This is a genomic window from Marvinbryantia formatexigens DSM 14469 (assembly GCF_025148285.1).
In the GTDB taxonomy this organism is placed as follows: Bacteria; Bacillota; Clostridia; order Lachnospirales; family Lachnospiraceae; genus Marvinbryantia; species Marvinbryantia formatexigens.
This window is the reverse complement of the sequence record NZ_CP102268.1, coordinates 1,768,086-1,787,274: the sequence shown is the minus strand read 5'-3', so window position 1 is coordinate 1,787,274 and position 19,189 is coordinate 1,768,086. Positions and strand designations below refer to the sequence as shown.

Here is a 19,189-nt window from a genome sequence, read left to right as displayed (position 1 = left end):
CCATTAAAAAAGACACAGCTTTTTTTGCTGCTTGTTACGCTGCTTCCCCACCGAATCGCATTTCCTTAGAAAAGGCAGGTTTCCTGGCTTAGACCTTTCACTCCCGTCGCCTTCTCAGTTTCCCAATGGCATACTGACCGGAGCATAATCATCACAGTAGAGCGGGCTGCCGCAGCTTTTCACTTGCGTTCCCTACACCTTTTCCGTTTTTGTTAAATAGTTTACAGAAAGCTATAAATCTATTATATCGTAACATATTCTGGAAAGCTTGTAAACTTATTTTTCGGATGGCGGAATTGTTACTGATATATGAAAAAACATACATGAAAAACCCGGTGTTTCCTTTGACAAGCATGGTATGTTATGCTAGAATTATTACAACTATGTGAAATTTATCACTGGGGTGTTACAAAGAGGGGAAGAAAAGGTATTATTGCAGCTGCAGATTGTGCAGGCAATAATGGAGAAAACACAAAATAAGAGGTGTATGAAAGTGGACAAGTTTGAATACCAGGCAAAGCTTGAAGAGATTAATAAATTAGTAGAGAAGGAAAATTATGAGGGGGCTGCAAATATTGCAGATACGATAGAATGGAAGCGCGTGCGCAGTGTACGTACTCTGTGCATGATAAGTGAGATATATGAGGCGGTCGGCAGAGCGGAAGACAGCAAGGCAATTTTGTACCGCGCATACCGCCGTTCGCCGGGGAGCAGGCAGATTCTTTACCGTCTGACGGAAGCCTGTGTGCAGACGCAGGAGTTTGACGATGCAGTGGAATACTACACGGAGTATGTAAACCTCTCTCCGAATGATAACAGCAAATATATTCTGAAGTATGAGATTTATAAAGGACGCGGTTCTTCCCTGGAGGAGCAGATTTCTGTTCTGGAGGAGCTGAAGAGCAAGGAGTATACCGAGCAGTGGGCGTATGAGCTGGCGAAGCTGTACGACGAGGCAGGTATGATTGATAAATGTGTGGCGGAGTGTGACGACCTGGCGCTGTGGTTCCACAACGGAAAATATGTGGTGGCGGCGCTGGAGCTGAAAAAGAAGTATGTGCCGCTCACGCCGGAGCAGCAGACGGTTTATGACAATCCGAGCGAGATCGTGGACATGGAGACGAAGGAGCAGGTAGTGGAAAAGGCTGTTCCGACGCTGGATGAGGTTATCACGAAGGAGCTGCCGAAGTCAGAAAAGGACGCAATCGCAGACAGCATTATTATGGATACGGAAAGGCAGATTGCCGCCGCAGTGCAGGCGCCGTCCATGCCGGAGATTCCCGCAGAGCCGGAACAGCCCGCGCCGGAGCTTAAAATGCCGGAGCTGAGAATGCCGGTAAACGATATCAGCACCATTGATTTGCAGAGCGAGCTTGCCAACAGTATGCGTGAAATCCTGTCCGGTATCCGCCCGGCGTCCTCCACGGAGGAGCTGGAGAGCGCGCCGACACTGGTGCATGAGGCAGCTGCAGGTCTGCAGGAGCCGGAGCAGGAGGAAGAAATGCCGCAGAAGGTGAGCATTGACGATATTCTTACCGGCACGACGGAACCGTCGGGGGATGTCGCTGTACAGGCGGAGGCGCAGACAGCGCCGGTACAGACGCCGCAGATGGAAAACAGAGCGAAGGCGGATATGCCGCAGATGAGCGGGACGACGCCGGAACAGATGCCGCAGACGGGCGGGGCAGCGTCGCAGCAGAGTGCGCGTCCGGCAGAAAAGCCGTCAGTGCGGACAGTTGTGGAGACGGCAGGCGGACAGCAGAGTGCATCCGCAATGAACCAGAGCGCGCAGCCGGCGGCGAGACCGGTGGTGCGCACCGTTGTAGATACGACCGCGCAGGCGGAAAAGAAAACAGAAAAAGTCGACCCGATGACGGCGCCGACGATTGATATTTCAAGAAAAATCCGGCAGGAAATCGGCGATACGCCAATCCGTTCCTATGCGGCAGCCATGCAGAAGGCGGAAACGCAGAGAACGGCACAGGCAGCCACGCCGCAGAGCCAGCCGGTGCCGCAGAGAGCGGCACAGACAGCCGCGCCGCAGAGCCAGGCGGAACCGCAGAGAGCTGCACAGACAGCTGCGCCGCAGAGCCGGCCGGAACCGAAGAGAACGGCACAGACAGCCGCGCCGCAGAGCCAGGCGGAATCGCAGAGAACGGCACAGACAGCCGCACCGCAGAGCCAGCCGATGCCGGCGGTCGCACCGGAGGATTATAACAGATCCGGGCTTGATGAAAAAGAGAAATCCATGATTGGCTTCTGGTCGCATATCAGCGGGATGAATGAGCAGATCAACGATGCCGTCACCCAGATTATGCGCAGTGCGCTTGCCAATAAAACCTCATCCAGCGGCAATGTCCTGCTGGTGGGAGACGCCGGAAACGGCAGAACAACGCTGGCGATTGCGCTTGCCAAAATCATCAGCCGCTGCAAGGGGCAGCCGAGCGTGAAGGTGGCAAAGATTTACGCGGAGGACTTCAATAAAAAAGACATTGCGGCAACCGTCAGCAAAATGGCGGGCGGCGTGCTGATTATAGAGGAAGCGGGCGACCTGAGCGATGAGGCGGTATCGCAGCTTTCTATGGCGATGGACTTTAAGACGGACAGTCTGGTAATCGTCCTGGAGGACGAGCGCAGATATCTGCAGGATTTACTGGCGCGCAATCCGGCGTTCGCGGAAAAATTCAACGTGACGCTGAATGTTCCGATGCTGACGAACGACGAGCTGGTTGACTTCGGCGAATACTATGCGTTTGAGAATGGATGCTCGCTGGATGTATCCGCGGTGGATGCGCTGTACGAGTGTATCGGCGCGATTCAGTCTCCGGAACAGCCGGTGGCGGTCCTGGACGTTAAGGAAATTATGGATAAGGCGATAAAACATGCCAACCGCTTCGGCATCGGCAAGCTGACCTCCAGCATTTCCGGAAAGCGCTTCGATGAAAACGACCGCGTAATCCTCAAAGGAAAGAACTTTAAAAAAATAAAATAATGCCCAGAAGTGCGCGGCACGCAACCTTGAAAGACTGGCTGCACGTCGCAATCTGCAGGCATCATAAAGTAAAATGGATAAGAACCATGTGTCCCGGAATTGGGCGCATGGTTTTTTGCTGCTTATGCTTGACAAATAGTATACCGTTCGGTATACTGAGAAAGAAGTGAGATAGAGAACTGTATAAACCCGCAAAGAATAGGGCATATCAGAAAGGCAGGATTATGGATAACAGAGAACGGATTTTGGCATGTGCCCTGGACCTGTTTTATCAGAGGGGGTATGATGCGGTCGGCATTCAGGAAATCTGCCAGAGAGCAGGCGTCACAAAGCCGACCATGTATCACTATTTTGGAAGTAAGTATGGTCTGCTGGAGACGCTGCTTGAACAGGAGCTCGGCGGATTTGTGGACAAGCTCTCGCAGGTGGCGCATTTCCACACGAATGTGGAGCAGTCTCTGTACGGCTTTGCCACGGTTATGCTGGATTGCGCCAATGCGAATTACCGGGCATATCTGCTGATGATGTCCCTGTCCTATTCCGCAAGGGAAAATGAGAGCTATCGCGCGGTGCAGCCGTATATAAACCGGATACACTGTCTTGCCGTCCAGCTTTTTGATGAGGCGGCGCCGGTTCTGGGAAACATGAACGGCAGGCAGGAGCAGTTTGCGCTGGGATTTCTGGGACTTTTTAATCACTATATTCTGTATATGGGAAAGAAAGAGGCGTCGGATCTGGGCGTTCAAGTGAGTGAAGAGACGAAGCGCAGTCTGATACATCAGTTTATGCACGGCATCAATTCGTGATATAAAAAACATCTGGAGGTTTTGACGGAAATGAGTAAGTGGTATGAAAAAGCAGTATTTTATCATATGTATCCGCTCGGCATGACGGGCGCGCCGAAATACAACACGCAGGAGGAAGTGACGCATCGTTTTGACGAGCTGGAGGAATGGCTGCCGCATCTGCAGGACATCGGCTGCACGGCGATTTATATCGGTCCGCTGTTTGAATCCACGTCGCACGGCTACGACACCAGGGATTACCGCATGGTGGACCGGCGTCTGGGAGACAATGAAGATTTTAAGCAGTTTGTGAAAAAGGCTCACGCGCTGGGCATCCGCATCGTGGTGGACGGCGTGTTTAATCATACGGGAAGAGAATTTTTTGCATTCCGGGACATTCAGAAAAACCGGGAAAACTCCCCGTACTGCTGCTGGTACAAGGGCATTAATTTCGGCTGGAATACGCACTATAATGATGGTTTCGGCTACGAAGCGTGGCGCAACTGCTACGAGCTTGTCAATCTGAATCTTTATGAGAGAGCGGTAAAGGATTATCTGTTTGATGTCATCCGCTTCTGGATTCATGAATTTGACATCGATGGCATCCGGCTGGACTGTGCGGACTGTCTGGACTTTGATTTTATGAAGGAAATGCGTTGGATGACGGCGCAGGAAAAGGAAGATTTCTGGCTGATGGGAGAGGTCATTCACGGCGATTACGCGCGCTGGGCAAATGATGACGTGCTGCATTCTGTCACCAATTATGAGCTTCACAAGGGACTGTATTCGGGGCACAACGACCACAACTATTTTGAGATAGCGCATACCATACGGCGCGAGTTCGATGAGAACGGCGGCATTTACCGCGGAAGGAAGCTGTATTCCTTCGTGGACAATCACGATGTGGACCGCATCATGTCGAAGCTGAATAATAAGTCACATATTTTTTCGGTATATACGCTGCTGTACACGCTGCCGGGCATCCCGTCCATTTATTATGGAAGTGAATTCGGTGTGGAGGGCAGAAAGGAAGGACCGAACGACGACCCGATGCGCCCGCGCCTGCTTGTGAAGGAGTGTCTGGAAAACAATCAGCATCCGGAGCTGACGGAGTATATCCGTATGCTGGGCAGGCTGAAAAAGGAAAATGAGGTGCTTGTGGACGGAAGGTACCGCGAGCTGCTGCTGACCACCCGCCAGTATGCGTATGCGAGAATTCTGGACGACCAGGCGGTGATTGTGGCAGCAAACAACGATGAGGCTCCGGCGTACATGGAGGTCCCGGTTCCGGTTGCGGCAGAGACTGTGACAGATTATCTGAGCGGGGAGGAAAAGCCGGTGGAGAACGGAAAAATCCGTACGGAGGTACAGCCAGGCAGAGCGGCAATTTATATTGTCGGAAATAAAGAGGCTGCCAAATAATAAATAAGTGAAAAAGCAAGGAGAAGAGTATGAAAACGGCAAATGAGAAGGAAACAAATCAGTGGGATATCCGCATTGGAGAGCTCGACCAGTATCTGTTCGGGCAGGGAACACATTACGATATCTACAAAAAGCTTGGCGCGCACCCGGCGGTAATCGACGGGAAAAAGGGTGTGCACTTTGCGGTGTGGGCGCCGCATGCGGCGAAGGTGTATCTGACCGGTGATTTCTGCGAATGGATAGAGACGCCGGATTACGAGATGAAGCGTCTGGAGCCGCTTGGCATTTATGAGCTGTTTGTGGAAGGAATGCAGGTGGGAGACCTGTACAAATATCTGATTTGCACACATGACGGGCGGAGGCTTTACAAGGCGGACCCGTTTGGAAACCATGCGGAGCTGCGTCCGGGAACGGCATCGAAGGTGGCAGATATTTTCAATCTGGAATGGAACGACGAAAGCTGGGAGGAAAAGCGCAGACAGCAGGACCTCGATACGATGCCGATGTCGATTTATGAGGTGCATCCTGGTTCCTGGATGAAGCATGCGCCGACAGATGAAAATCCGGAGGGCTTCTATAATTATCGTGAGTTTGCGGAGCGCATCACAGATTATGTGAAGGACATGGGCTATACCCATGTTGAGCTGATGGGCATTGCCGAGCACCCGTTTGACGGCTCCTGGGGATACCAGGTGACGGGCTATTATGCGCCGACGTCGCGCTACGGGACGCCGGAGGACTTCGCGTACATGGTGGATTATTTTCACCAGAACGGCATAGGGGTCATTCTTGACTGGGTACCGGCGCATTTCCCGAAGGATGCGTGCGGTCTTGCGGAATTTGACGGACAGCCTCTCTTTGAATATGCGGATCCCAGAAAGGGCGACCATCCGGACTGGGGCACCAAAGTATTTGACTTTGGAAAAAATGAGGTGCGCAATTTCCTGATTGCCAATGCGCTTTTCTGGGTGGAGCATTTCCACATTGATGGACTGCGCGTGGACGCCGTGGCTTCCATGCTGTATCTGGACTACGGACGCTCCGCAGGTCAGTGGGTGCCCAATAAATACGGGGAAAACAAAAATCTGGAGGCGATTGAGTTTTTCCGTCACCTGAACAGTATCGTCCAGAAGAGAAATCCGGGTGCGATGATGATTGCCGAGGAGTCGACAGCGTGGCCGCAGGTGACAGGGGCGCCGGAGGAGGGCGGACTTGGATTCAGTATGAAGTGGAACATGGGCTGGATGCATGATTTCCTTGATTATATGAAGCTCGACCCGTATTTCCGCAGCTATAATCACAATAAAATGACGTTTTCCATGACGTACGCGTTTTCGGAGCGGTTCATTCTGGTGCTCTCTCACGATGAGGTCGTGCATCTGAAATGCTCTATGATTAATAAGATGCCGGGACTTTACGACGATAAGTTTGCAAACCTCAGGGCGGGGTACGCCTATATGTTTGCGCATCCGGGCAAGAAGCTTCTTTTTATGGGACAGGAGTTTGCGCAGTTCCAGGAGTGGAGCGAGGCGAGAGAGCTTGACTGGTATCTGCTGGGAGAGGCAAAGCACAGCCAGCTGAAGGAGTACGTAAAAACATTGCTGCATCTGTATAAAGAGGACCCGGCGATGTATACGCTGGACCATTCCTGGGAGGGCTTTGAGTGGATTAACGCGGATGATTTCAGCCGGAGCATTTTCAGCTTTATCCGTCATTCCGCGGACAGAAAGAGCAATCTGCTGTTTGTCATCAGCTTTACGCCGGTGGAGAGAAAGGAATACCGCGTAGGCGTTCCGCAGTCGGGAAGCTATAAGCTGATTCTGAATGGCGATGAGACACGGTTCGGAGGAAACGGACACGAAGTTCCGGCTACGCTGAAGGCGGTGAAGGGCGACTGCGACGGACAGCCGTATTATCTGGAATACGATTTGCCGCCCTATGGCGTTACGGTATTTAAGTATGCAGAGCGCAAACCGGAGGAACGCAAGAGCACGGAAACAAAAGCGGCAGAGCGCAAAGGTGTGGAACATAAAGCAGCAGCTTCTGGAGCGACGGAGCGCAAAGGCGCAGAACATAAAACAGCAGCTTCCGGAGCGGCAGGGCGCAAGGGCGCAGAACATAAGGACACGGCGTTTGGAACGCACACAAAAAAGACAAAATAAAAAGTGATATGAGCAGGCGTCCGGCTGTCTGGCGGATATCAGAAATCCGGGAAACTGCTGACTTGAATATGACATGAAAACGATATTCTGGCATATACTTATGAAAACGGAAACGTGGAGTAGGTACGTGTCAGAATATCGTCGTTTTATATCCTATATTTATGAATATCAGAGAGGACGGAGGCAGAATAACTGCGGCTACGCAAAGGTGGAAATACGCAGCGGTGTTTTCCGGCTCCGGATGCATCTGCAGCCGGGTGCGGGGGACGGCAGGGAGCTGCAGGTATATGGATTTGTGAGAAAGCAGGGAAGCGTTTACGGCATCCTGCTCGGCAGCGTGGGCTGCAAAAATCATGCATATGATTTCCAGACAACCAGTCAGGCGGCGCATATCGGCGGTTCGGCGTATACTGCCGGGGAGCTGCGCGGAATCTGGCTGAGAGGCGGGAATGAAAATTACATAACGATCTGGGATGATGAGCCGGTGTCGGTGGAGCAGTTTACGGACCGGGAGCCGGATACTGCCCCGGAAAAGGAAATGCAGGCGGGCGCGGCGAAGGAGGAAGCGCCGTCAGCGGCAGAAAATGGACAGGAGGAAACGCAGCCGGAAGAAGTGCCGGAGAATCGGGCGGAGCCGGACACGGTCACGCAGGGACAGCGGGAAGATGCTGAACGGGCTGACCATATACAGGAAGATGTTGAACGGGCTGACCATGTACAGGAAGATGCTGCACGGAGAGACTTGGCACAGGCAGGGCAGCAGGTGGGTCAGGATGCGGCCGTGGAAGCCGGGGAGCTGCAGACACAGGCTGTGCAGCCTGCAGGGAGCAGGAATGGGAATCCGATGGAAAACGCGAATGTAAGAGCGTCTGCTGTGGAGGATGCGGACAGAAGAGCATCTGCCGTGCGGAGGCGGACGGGCGCGCTTGCGGAACGCTGGCAGAATTTTCTGCTGCATTATCCGCGGATTTATCCGTTTGCGGATGAAGAAATCACACAATGTATCCGCATCGCGCCGAAGGATATTTCCTTTCTGCCAAAAGAGGAATGGCAGTATGGGAAAAATACGTATCTGCGGCAGGCGTATTCGCAGTATCATCACCTGATGCTGGGCTGTCATGCGGATGGGCGCTTTGTTCTGGCGGTGCCGGGATGCTTTCACGACATGCAGGAGAAGCACCTTGCCAGAATGTACGGTTTTCCTTATTATAAAGAAGCAATCTGGCAGACGGCAGAAAATGCGCCGGCGGCGGGACAGACCGGGGATGAGGAAATGCATGCGGCGGGCGCGGCTGGGAGGAATGGAAACTGGAAAATGTACGGGGAAAGCGCGGCGGGACAGACTGGAAATGGAGAAATGTGCGCGGCGGGCGCCGGATGTGCAGAGCCGGAAGGCTACTGGTATCATTTCCTGAATGAAATGTGTCCGTGAAATTTGAAAAAAGTATTTTTTTATGCAACAAACCGCCGCGATTCTGACACTATATATACGTAAAGATATAATCCGACCGGACGCGCCGGAAAACGGGCGCGTGGAGCAGGCGACCGGGCGCACTGGAAAATGGGTGCGTGGAGCAGGCGACCGGGCGCGCCGGAAAATGGGTGCGTGGAGCAGGCGACCGGGCGCACCGGAAAACGGGTGCGTGGAGCATGTAACCGGACGCGCCGGAAAACGAGTACGTGGAGCAGGTGATTGGACGCACCGGAAAGCGGGCGCGGGGCACATCTGGCGGGATGCCGGAGAAAGGACATGAGGCGCGCCTGGCGGGCTGTCCGGATTACACCCGGCAAAGTCTTACCACATGAAAAAGAGGGAAGTTTATGGAACAACAAATGAAATTAGTAAAGCAGGCGAAAAGAGGAGATACGCAGGCATTTGCCCGGCTGTATTGCGGCGTATACCAGGATTTATACCGGTTTGCGCTCTATACGCTGAAAAACCGTCATGATGCGGAGGATGCCGTCAGCGATACCGTGACGGATGCCTGGGCGCAGATTGGCTCGCTGAGGAAAGAAGAATCCTTTAAAAACTGGATATTCCGGATTCTTTCCAACAAATGCCGCCGCTGCCTGAAGCGGTACATGGACAGGACAGAAGAGCTGCCGGAGGAGCTGTGCGTGGAAAACGGAGACGCCGGGGAGCGGCTGGATGTGAAAATGGCGTTCGCGCGTCTGACGGATGAGGAGCGCATGATTCTGTCAATGCATATTTTCGGCGGCTACAGCAGCCGGGAAATCGGAGAAATATTGCAGATGAATGACAATACGGTACGCTCCCGGCAGAAACGTGCGCTGGAAAAAATGGAAACCTGGTTGGCATGACGAGGAGGGGAACATCATGGATGAAAAGAAAATGATAGATCAAATTAAAAAATCGGCGGAGGACGTCGACGTGCCGGAGACGCTCCGCCCGGAAAATGTGCAGAAGAAGCTGGAGGAAGAAAAAAAGGGGAAAACTGGTAAAAGACTACGTGGATTTGTGCGGAGATATGGAATTTTGCTTGCGGAGGCTGCGGCTGTCGTGCTGATTTTTACAGCCGGGCGGCAGCTTGGTATCACAGAGGGACGGGAGAGCGCGGTTCTGCAGGCGGAAACGGAAGCTGCGGTGCAGGCAGAGAGCGCGCCGGAAGCGGCAGACGCGGCGCAGGACATGGAGACGGGAGCCGTGGTGCAGGAGAACGATGCATCCGCAGACACCGCTGAGCAGAAGAAGTCTATGGCGCAGCAGGAGGATGGCATGACCAGAGAGGACGCGGCGCAGGACATGGAGACGGAAGCTGTGGGGCAGGCAGAGAGCGCGCCGGAAGCGGCAGACGCATCGCTGCCGGAGGGGATTGCTCCGGTGGACAGTGAGGAGACGCTCTACAACCGGCTGAGGGAGTATCAGCAGGCGGACAATACGTCGCTGATGAAGCTGGAGACGGCTTACGACACGGGAGAAATAGCGGTCGAAAACGAGACCGCGGCATCTTTGGGAAGCGCCGCATCCACATCCGGCGCAGACATGGATTTTTCGCAGACCAACCTGCGGGAAATGGGTGTGGACGAGGGCGATATTGTAAAAACAGACGGGGAATATATTTATATAATGAAGCGGAACAGCTCGGTAAAGATTATCAGAGCCAGCGGGGAGCAGATGGAGCTGGTTCAGACAATCAAGCCGGAGACGCTCGATGAATCTGTGCGCGATATGTATATCAGCGGGAATATTCTGAATCTTGTGACAAGCGGCAGCAGAAGCAGCCTGAAGGAAGAATCGGAAGATGTTTATTCCACAGAGTATTATGACTATGCCAGAATAGTCACATATGATATTTCGGACCCGGAGAATCCGGTGCTGACCGGAAGCGTGGAGCAGGAAGGCTATTATCACAGCAGCAGAAAAGTGGGCGATTATGTCTACCTTTTCACCCGGTTTCAGCCGGTGATAGGGGAAACGCAGGAGGACAGCGGAATTATGCCTCTGGTAAACGGCGTGACAATGGAGGCGTCCGACATCTATATCCCGGAAGTGCTGCAGAGCACCAGTTATCTGGTAATCGGTTCCGTAAATGTCAGCGAGCCGTCGGAAATGGTCGCGCACAAGGCGGTGGTATCCGGCGCGGAGCAGTTCTACGTGAGCGGGCAGAGTATTTTCATCTGCTGCAATGAGTGGCGTGAGGGTACCGGAAATGTCACAAAAATTATGAAATTCTCTTATGAAAACGGGAACATCCGCGGAACAGGTGCGGCAGAGCTGAAGGGCTATCTGAACGATACCTTCTCGCTGGACGAGTATGACGGTTACCTGCGTGTGGTGGCGACAGACTGGAACGACGGCAATGAAATAAATGCACTTTATGTTTATGATGCGCAGATGGAGCTGGTGGGAAAAATTGACGATATTGCTCCGGGAGAAACCATCCGTTCCGCAAGATTTATCGGAGATACCGGATACTTTGTGACATTTAAGCAGACAGACCCCCTGTTTTCCGTGGACTTATCGGACCCGGAAAATCCGCAGATTATCGGAGCACTGAAGGTGACGGGCTTCTCCTCTTATCTGCATTTTTACGGGGAGGACAGGCTGCTCGGCATCGGCTATGAGGCGGATGAAAGCACGGGAATGACCACCGGCATCAAGCTGTCCATGTTTGATATTTCCGACCCGTCTGATGTGAAGGAAATCAGCCGTTATGTCATAAAAGATGCCAGCTACTGCGCCGGGCTGAATAATTATAAGGCGGTTCTGGTAAACCCGGAAAAGAATCTGCTCGGTTTCGTATGTGATGATAATTATCTGGTATTTTCCTATGATGAGGACGGATTCCAGAACCTTCTTACGTATAATCTTTCTGAAGGAGAGAACCGGCAGTCAAACTGGTATGCATACGATGATGTGCGCGGAATCTATATTGGCGATACCTTTTATCTGATAAACGGGGAACGCATCCGTGCCTTTGATATGGAGAACGCATTTGAGCAGAAAGCAAAGCTGGAGTTTTAACAGAAGTTTTATGTTGAAAAGGCGGGGGCAAAAGTGGTATACTCCATATAAAGATAAGGCAGGAGGATAAGATAATGGAAGATGAAGTAAAGGTAACGGAAGAACTTGCACAGGCGCAGACTGCAGAAGCAGCCGCACAGACAGAGACGGCGGAGACTGCATCTGCGGCAGAAGCAGAACCGGCGAAAGCGGCGGAGACGGAGGCTGCAAAGGAAGCACCGGCAGCGGAGAAGGCGGCGCCTGCGGAGAGCATGGCGGATTACGAGGCGGAGCTGAATGCGTCTCTGAAGCAGATTCACGAGGGGGATGTGCTGACAGGCACGGTAATCGGCGTGTCGGATACGGAAGTCACCCTGGATCTGAAATATTATACAGAGGGTGTAATCCGTGTGGAGGACTTTACCGATGACCCGAATTTCAACGTGAAGGAAGAGGTTCATATCGGCGACGAAATTTCCGCTACGGTTGTCAGAAGAGACGGCGGGCAGGGACAGATTATGCTGTCGCGCAAAGAGGCAAACGACGTGCTTGCATGGGACAGGCTGAAAACGCTGATGGAGAAGCAGACCATCATTAAGACAAAGGTTGCAGGCGTGGTAAAAGCGGGCGTTGTTGTATATGTAGAGGGTATCCGCGGATTTGTACCGGCATCAAAGTTGTCGCTGAATTACGTGGAAAATCTGGAGGAATGGCTTGGAAAAGAAGTCGAGCTGCGGGTAATCGACGTAAACGAGGAAGATAAAAAGCTGATACTTTCTGCAAGAGAGATTCTGCGCGAGCGCGAGGCGGAAGAGAAGAAAGCCAGAATTTCCAACGTGGAGGTTGGTCTTGTGACAGAGGGCACGGTGGAATCCCTTCAGCCCTACGGCGCATTTATCAATCTCGGCAATGGTCTGAGCGGTCTTGTCCATGTATCGCAGATTTCCGAAAAGCGTATCAAATCACCGTCGGCGGTGCTGAAGGTGGGCGATAAGGTAAAAGTAAAGGTGATTGCGGTGAAGGACGGCAAGCTGAGTCTCAGCATGAAAGCGCTGCAGGACGTTGCGGCGGAGGAAATCCAGGAGGAAACCATCGAGCTGCCGAAGTCTGAGGACGTATCCACCAATCTGGGTTCCCTGTTTGCAAAGCTGAAGCTGTAAGGGATGCCGGAGAAAAGTGAAACAGGAATTGACGGAGGCTTTATCACTGCAATCTGTTAAAAACGACAAAAAGTTGGAAATATAAAGAAAAAAATTGGGGAAAATTACAATAAATTTATGGTGCGTTCATAATTTGTTCATATCTGGTTGCTATACTATAGACAGTTAAAGAAACAACTCCGACTAATAGATAAATTTTTTCATAATTGCCTCCGGTGTACCAGACGCCGGGGGCACTCCTCATTTCAGGAGCAACTGCTCAGCCATGCGGCAAATGCCTGCAGTGAATACGGCATGTCTGCCAGGTAATCGTTTATGTAACAGTTCAGCCAAGCTGCCCTGTTATATGCAAAAATCCATTTAAAATCGCTTCGCGATGGGATTTTTGCACTCTTGTATCATTTTCTTACGGTCTTTGCAGCGAGTGCAAAGACCTGTCTGAACTGTTGCTAGTTTATTCATCTCTTTGGAATGTCTGCTTTACTAATCCCGCATTTTCTGCTATCATTTAACAGAAGAAGAAATTTTTGGGGGTATTTATGGAACATAACGATAAAGACAAGATATATGTAATTGGTCACAAAAATCCCGATACAGATTCTATCTGCTCGGCAATCGCCTACGCATATCTGAAAAATCAGTCGGGCACCGGGGAGTACATAGCAAAGCGTGCCGGTCATGTGAGCACGGAAACGCAGTACGTGCTGGAAAGATTTAATATGGAGGCGCCGGGCTATGTGCCGAATGTAAAAACGCGGGTGAAAGATATGGAGATTCGCCGGACACAGGGCGTATCCAGCGACATTTCCTTGAAAAAGGCATGGACGCTTCTGAACGAAACGAAGGGTACGACGCTGCCGATTATTAAAGAAGGAAATGTGCTGGAGGGACTGATCAGCATCGGCGATATTGCGCGCTCCTACATGGCGGTCGAGGATAACGCCATTCTTTCCAAGGCGCGTACACAGTACAGCAATATTCTGGAAACACTGGACGGCACCCTGTATGTGGGCGACCCGGAGGCGTTTTTTGACAGAGGAAAGGTTATCGTGGCTGCCTCCAGCCCGGAGGTTATGGAATCGTATATCGAGGAGCACGATATGGTCATCCTTGGCAACCGCTACGAGACGCAGCTCTGCGCCATCGAAATGAAGGCGGGCTGTCTGATTATCTGCGGGGATGCCGTCGTCACCAAAACGATTCAGATTCTTGCGAAGGAGAAGGGCTGCACCATCATTGCAACGCCCTACGATACCTATGCGGTTGCGCATCTGATCAACCAGAGTATGCCGGTGCGCTTTTTCATGAAAGACAGGGAGATTATCGCGTTTTCTGAGGATGATTTTACAGATGATATCAAGGAAATCATGGCGAGCAAGCGGCACCGCGATTTCCCGATTCTGGATAAAAACGGGCATTATGTAGGAACGATTTCCCGCCGGAACCTGCTCGGCATTAAGAAACGGCGGCTGATTCTGGTGGACCACAACGAGCCCTCCCAGGCGGTCGACAATATTGAGAGCGCGGAAATTATGGAGATTATCGACCATCACCGGCTCGGTTCCCTGGAAACCATGATGCCAGTCTATTTCCGCAACCAGCCGGTCGGCTGCACGTGCACGATTATTTATCAGATGTACCAGGAGCAGCAGGTCGAGATTCCGGAAAAAATTGCCGGACTGATGTGCGCGGCGATTATTTCCGACACGCTGCTGTTCCGTTCGCCCACCTGCACCCCGATGGATAAGGCGGCGGCGCAGGCGCTTGCGAAAAAGGCGGGAGTCGACTGTCAGAAGCTGGCGTCGGCGATGTTTGCCGCGGGCAGCAATCTGAAGAGCAAGACTGCGGAAGAAATTTTTTATCAGGATTTTAAAAAGTTTGAGCAGGATGAAACGACCTTCGGCGTTGCGCAGATTTCTTCCATGACGGAGGGCGAGCTGGCGGGGGCGAAGGAAAAGCTGCTTGCCTATATGAAAACGGCGCTTGAGAACCAGCGGATTACCATGCTGTTTTTCATGCTGACAGACATTCTGAATGAATCTACGGAGCTGCTGTGCTTCGGGGAAGGATCGGAAAAGCTGGTGAAGGAAGCTTTTGGCAAAACTGTGGAAAACGGCTCGGTCATTCTGCCGGGAATCGTATCCCGCAAAAAGCAGCTGATACCGGCGCTGTTCTCTGCGCTGCAGCAGTAATGCGGTGCACACAAAAGCGCGGGGATCCATGTTGTCTGCGGCGACGCATATAAAGGTGCGTAAATCTGGTGCCGCCTGGCATCGGCATGTAATATGCTGCGTGATATACGCAGAGCGCAGACCTGCAGGGGAAAGGAAAAACTTTGGGAAAACAAATCTGGAAAGCCGGCAATATGCTCTACCCGCTTCCGGCGGTTATGGTGAGCTGTCAGAAGCCGGGAGAAAAAGCAAATATTATTACGGTGGCATGGACGGGAACGGTGTGTACCAATCCCGCCATGCTTTATATTTCCGTGCGCCCGGAGCGGTATTCTTATCCCATTCTCCGGGAGACGGGGGAATTTGTGGTTAATCTGACAACAGAAAAGCTTGCGCGCCAGACAGACCTCTGCGGCGTGCGGTCCGGGCGTGACATGGACAAATTTGCAGAACTGCACTTCACCGAAGAAAAATCGCAGCATATCGCCGCGCCGGGCATCCGGGAATGTCCGGTCAATATCGAGTGCCGCGTCCGGCAGGTGCTGGAGCTCGGCTCCCATCACATGTTTCTTGCCGATGTGCTGGCGGTGCATGTTGATGAAAAATACCTTGACCAAAACGGAAAATTCCACCTGAACGACGCCGGGCTGCTGGTATATTCCCACGGCGAATACCACGCCGTCGGAGAACTGCTCGGCACCTTCGGCTGCTCTGTCAGAAAAAAAGAAACTGCTGGAAAACGGAAAAAAATAAAAACAAGATATAGTGCCGGAAACGCCAAAACAGGGAAAAACGGTACATGATATTGTTTCAAAAGCATGTCAAATCCTGATAAAATTATTTCAGAAAATTAATTTTTGTTTACAAATCCAAAGAATGTGTTATAATGTTCGTTAAGGGCAGAGGAAAATGCACAGAAACACAGAGAACGAGCTTGCTCAGTTATCTGTGTTTGTGGGCATTTGACGAGCGAAGCGAGGGAGGAAAGCCGAAGGCTTTCCGAGCCTCTGCTCGTGAAAAAAAGAAAATACACAGAAACACAGAGAACGAGCTTGCAGGAGTTTCCTGTGTTTGTGGGCATTTGACGAGCGAAGCGAGGGAGGAAAGCCGGAGGCTTTCCGAGCCTCTGCCTGGATTTGTTTTAGTTTTTTAAGGGGAAAAAAGATATACACAGGGGAAGAGTGTAAATAAGATATCAGAGGTGTCCAATGGAACAGTATATTATCAAAGGCGGGAATCCTCTCGTCGGCGAGGTAGAAATCGGTGGCGCCAAGAATGCGGCACTTGGCATTCTTGCTGCGGCTATTATGACAGATGACACAGTTGTAATTGAAAACCTGCCGGATGTGCAGGACATACACGCGCTGCTTGGAGCAATCCGCGGAATCGGCGCAACGGTGGAAGCTCACGGAAAAACCGTACAGATAAACGGCTCCAGCATCGGCAGCGTAAGTGTAGACTACGAATACATTAAGAAAATCAGAGCATCCTACTATCTGCTGGGAGCACTGCTTGGAAAATATAAAAGAGCGGAGGTTCCGCTTCCGGGTGGATGCAATATTGGGAGCCGCCCGATAGACCTTCACTTAAAAGGCTTTAAGGCGCTTGGCGCAAAAACACGTATTTCGCACGGCTCCATCATTGCCGAGGCGGAATGTCTCAGAGGAAATCACATATATCTGGATACGGTTTCCGTAGGGGCGACCATCAACATCATGATGGCGGCGTCAATGGCAGAGGGACGTACAGTTATTGAAAACGCTGCGAAGGAGCCGCATGTTGTAGATGTGGCAAACTTCCTGAACAGCATGGGTGCCAACATCAAGGGCGCCGGTACAGACATCATCCGCATACGGGGCGTGGAGCGTCTCCATGCGACAGAATATTCCATCATACCGGACCAGATTGAGGCGGGAACCTTTATGTTTGCAGCGGCAGTCACAAAGGGAGACGTCATTGTAAAAAATGTAATTCCGAAGCATCTGGAGGCTACCACAGCGAAGCTGGTGGAAATCGGCTGCCAGGTGGAGGAATTTGACGACGCGGTCCGCGTGGTTGCCACAAAGCGGCTCAACAACACAAATGTAAAGACTTTGCCGTATCCGGGATATCCCACGGATATGCAGCCGCAGATCGGCGTTGCGCTTGCGCTTGCAAACGGAACAAGTCTGGTGACGGAGAGCATTTTTGAAAACCGTTTCAAATATGTGGACGAGCTGATGCGCATGGGCGCAGACATCAGAGTGGAAGGAAATACAGCCGTTATTTACGGCACGGAGAAATTTACGGGGGCGCGGGTAAGTGCTCCGGATCTGAGGGCAGGCGCGGCGCTGGTGATTGCCGGTCTGGCTGCGGAGGGAATTACCATCGTAGACGATATCGTTTACATCCAGCGCGGCTATGAGCATTTTGAAGAAAAGCTGCGCAGTCTCGGTGCAGAGATTGAGAAGGTCTCAACAGAAAAAGAAATTCAGAAGTTTAAACTGCGTGTAGGTTAATTGGCCCGCGCAGAAAATAAAAAGAAAATACTCTTATTCAGAGTGGTGGAGATACAGAGGGTCTGTGAAGCCACGGCAACCCCGCATAGACGGAAGGTGCCAGCCTGAGCGATTAATTCGAACAATAAGAGGATTGACTATCGGGAAGATAGAGGTCCGCTTAGGGCCTCTTTTTTACTATATCAATATTCAAGGAGGACATAAGATGGAGAGAAAACTATTTACATCAGAATCAGTAACGGAAGGACATCCGGATAAAATGTGCGATGCGATATCAGACGCAATTCTGGATGCGCTGCTGGAGCAGGACCCGATGAGCCGCGTAGCGTGCGAGACAGCCACGACGACCGGTATGGTGCTTGTGATGGGCGAAATTACCACAAAAGCATATGTGGATATTCAGAAAATCGTGCGCGATACGGTCCGGGAGATTGGCTACACAAGAGGAAAGTACGGTTTTGACGCTGAAACCTGCGGCGTCATCACGGCAATCGACGAGCAGTCGAAGGATATTGCGCTCGGCGTTGATAAGGCGCTGGAGGCAAAGGAAAATACCATGTCGGAGGATGAAATTGAGGCGATCGGCGCAGGCGACCAGGGCATGATGTTCGGCTATGCGACGAATGAGACCGCGGAATATATGCCGTATCCCATTTCGCTTGCCCACAAGCTGGCGCTGAAGCTGGCAGAGGTGCGCAAGAACGGGACGCTTCCGTATCTCCGTCCGGACGGAAAAACACAGGTGACAGTGGAATACGATGAAAATGACAAACCGGTCCGCCTGGACGCGGTGGTACTTTCCACGCAGCACGACCCGGAGGTATCGCAGGAGCAGATTCATGCGGATATTAAAAAATACGTATTTGATACAGTTCTTCCGCAGGAAATGGTGGACGCGGAGACAAAATTCTTCGTCAATCCGACCGGGCGTTTTGTTATTGGCGGACCGCACGGCGACAGCGGACTCACCGGCAGAAAGATTATCGTAGATACCTACGGCGGTTATGCACGGCACGGCGGCGGCGCTTTCTCCGGAAAGGACTGCACGAAGGTAGACCGCTCCGCAGCATACGCGGCACGCTACGCTGCGAAGAACATCGTTGCGGCAGGTCTTGCGGATAAGTGTGAAATCCAGCTCTCCTATGCCATCGGTGTGGCGCAGCCCACCTCCATCATGGTAGATACATTCGGAACCGGAAAAATCGCCGACGAGAAAATCACGGAAATCCTGCGCAAGGTTTTTGACTTCCGTCCGGCAGGCATTATAAAAATGCTCGACCTCAGACGCCCGATTTACCGGCAGACAGCCGCTTACGGACACTTTGGCAGAACCGACCTCGACCTTCCGTGGGAGAAGCTTGATAAGGTGGAAGAACTGAAATCATATTTGTGATAGTTTGGTCATATGATGCCACATGACTTTGGAAACCGGGCATCATATTTATAAAAAGTTTAGAAAAGCAGACGTTTGTTTAGGTGCAATTACGGCTCCTTTATGGTATACTTTCATTAGACATGATATTTTGCCATAAAG

Annotated in this window: 13 protein-coding genes and 2 riboswitches; all 13 genes read left to right on the top strand. The window is 51.8% G+C overall.

The genetic code is table 11. The annotated features are described in order from the left end of the window. Nucleotides 1–56: 56 nt before the first annotated feature. Nucleotides 57–217, bottom strand: a riboswitch (cobalamin riboswitch). A gap of 276 nt (nt 218–493) precedes the next feature. Then, entirely contained in the window at nt 494–2,992 is a 2,499-nt protein-coding gene (locus NQ534_RS08645) for a hypothetical protein (RefSeq protein ID WP_143115746.1), read from the top strand. Nucleotides 2,993–3,216: 224 nt separating this feature from the next. Then, complete coding sequence (locus NQ534_RS08640) at nt 3,217–3,798, top strand: TetR/AcrR family transcriptional regulator (RefSeq protein WP_006860612.1); 582 nt, start codon at nt 3,217–3,219, stop codon at nt 3,796–3,798. Nucleotides 3,799–3,828: 30 nt separating this feature from the next. After that, nucleotides 3,829–5,199: an alpha-amylase family glycosyl hydrolase gene (locus NQ534_RS08635; RefSeq protein ID WP_006860613.1), complete on the top strand. Its 1,371-nt coding sequence runs from the start codon at nt 3,829–3,831 to the stop codon at nt 5,197–5,199. 29 nt (nt 5,200–5,228) lie between these two features. Then, on the top strand, nt 5,229–7,361 hold the full coding sequence (gene glgB, locus NQ534_RS08630) for a 1,4-alpha-glucan branching protein GlgB (RefSeq protein ID WP_006860614.1): 2,133 nt from the start codon (nt 5,229–5,231) through the stop codon (nt 7,359–7,361). 127 nt (nt 7,362–7,488) lie between these two features. Further along, complete coding sequence (locus tag NQ534_RS08625) at nt 7,489–8,793, top strand: hypothetical protein (protein ID WP_040781993.1); 1,305 nt, start codon at nt 7,489–7,491, stop codon at nt 8,791–8,793. Between the two features lie 22 nt (nt 8,794–8,815). Beyond that, nucleotides 8,816–9,115 (top strand): hypothetical protein, encoded by a 300-nt coding sequence (locus NQ534_RS08620; protein ID WP_006860616.1) that lies wholly within the window; start codon nt 8,816–8,818, stop codon nt 9,113–9,115. A gap of 67 nt (nt 9,116–9,182) precedes the next feature. Then, the gene (locus NQ534_RS08615; RefSeq protein ID WP_006860617.1) at nt 9,183–9,683 is read left to right on the top strand and encodes an RNA polymerase sigma factor; all 501 of its coding nucleotides are present in this window, start codon (nt 9,183–9,185) and stop codon (nt 9,681–9,683) included. Between the two features lie 16 nt (nt 9,684–9,699). Next, nucleotides 9,700–11,847 carry a beta-propeller domain-containing protein gene (locus NQ534_RS08610; RefSeq protein WP_006860618.1) on the top strand — a complete coding sequence of 716 codons (2,148 nt, stop codon included), beginning with the start codon at nt 9,700–9,702 and terminating at the stop codon, nt 11,845–11,847. Nucleotides 11,848–11,921: 74 nt separating this feature from the next. Next, nucleotides 11,922–12,986 (top strand): S1 RNA-binding domain-containing protein, encoded by a 1,065-nt coding sequence (locus NQ534_RS08605; protein WP_006860619.1) that lies wholly within the window; start codon nt 11,922–11,924, stop codon nt 12,984–12,986. A 539-nt stretch (nt 12,987–13,525) separates the two neighbouring features. Continuing rightward, a complete protein-coding gene (locus tag NQ534_RS08600; protein WP_006860621.1) occupies nt 13,526–15,178 on the top strand; it encodes a putative manganese-dependent inorganic diphosphatase in 1,653 nt (550 codons plus the stop codon). Between the two features lie 143 nt (nt 15,179–15,321). Further along, nucleotides 15,322–15,960, top strand: a complete 639-nt coding sequence (locus NQ534_RS08595) for a flavin reductase family protein (RefSeq protein WP_040781997.1) — start codon at nt 15,322–15,324, stop codon at nt 15,958–15,960. Between the two features lie 405 nt (nt 15,961–16,365). Next, entirely contained in the window at nt 16,366–17,655 is a 1,290-nt protein-coding gene (gene murA / locus NQ534_RS08590) for a UDP-N-acetylglucosamine 1-carboxyvinyltransferase (protein ID WP_006860625.1), read from the top strand. Between the two features lie 30 nt (nt 17,656–17,685). Further along, nucleotides 17,686–17,786: riboswitch (SAM riboswitch) on the top strand. A 74-nt stretch (nt 17,787–17,860) separates the two neighbouring features. Next, nucleotides 17,861–19,048 (top strand): methionine adenosyltransferase, encoded by a 1,188-nt coding sequence (gene metK, locus NQ534_RS08585; protein ID WP_040782001.1) that lies wholly within the window; start codon nt 17,861–17,863, stop codon nt 19,046–19,048. The last annotated feature ends 141 nt before the right edge of the window (nt 19,049–19,189 follow it).

What these genes read in the sequence shown, in the direction of transcription:
- NQ534_RS08610 (WP_006860618.1), top strand. Translation starts at nt 9,700, where the DNA reads ATGGATGAAAAGAAAATGATAGATCAAATTAAAAAATCGGCGGAGGAC.
- NQ534_RS08635 (WP_006860613.1), top strand. Translation starts at nt 3,829, where the DNA reads ATGAGTAAGTGGTATGAAAAAGCAGTATTTTATCATATGTATCCGCTC.
- glgB (WP_006860614.1), top strand. Translation starts at nt 5,229, where the DNA reads ATGAAAACGGCAAATGAGAAGGAAACAAATCAGTGGGATATCCGCATT.
- NQ534_RS08640 (WP_006860612.1), top strand. Translation starts at nt 3,217, where the DNA reads ATGGATAACAGAGAACGGATTTTGGCATGTGCCCTGGACCTGTTTTAT.
- NQ534_RS08605 (WP_006860619.1), top strand. Translation starts at nt 11,922, where the DNA reads ATGGAAGATGAAGTAAAGGTAACGGAAGAACTTGCACAGGCGCAGACT.
- NQ534_RS08620 (WP_006860616.1), top strand. Translation starts at nt 8,816, where the DNA reads ATGCAACAAACCGCCGCGATTCTGACACTATATATACGTAAAGATATA.
- NQ534_RS08600 (WP_006860621.1), top strand. Translation starts at nt 13,526, where the DNA reads ATGGAACATAACGATAAAGACAAGATATATGTAATTGGTCACAAAAAT.
- metK (WP_040782001.1), top strand. Translation starts at nt 17,861, where the DNA reads ATGGAGAGAAAACTATTTACATCAGAATCAGTAACGGAAGGACATCCG.
- NQ534_RS08615 (WP_006860617.1), top strand. Translation starts at nt 9,183, where the DNA reads ATGGAACAACAAATGAAATTAGTAAAGCAGGCGAAAAGAGGAGATACG.
- murA (WP_006860625.1), top strand. Translation starts at nt 16,366, where the DNA reads ATGGAACAGTATATTATCAAAGGCGGGAATCCTCTCGTCGGCGAGGTA.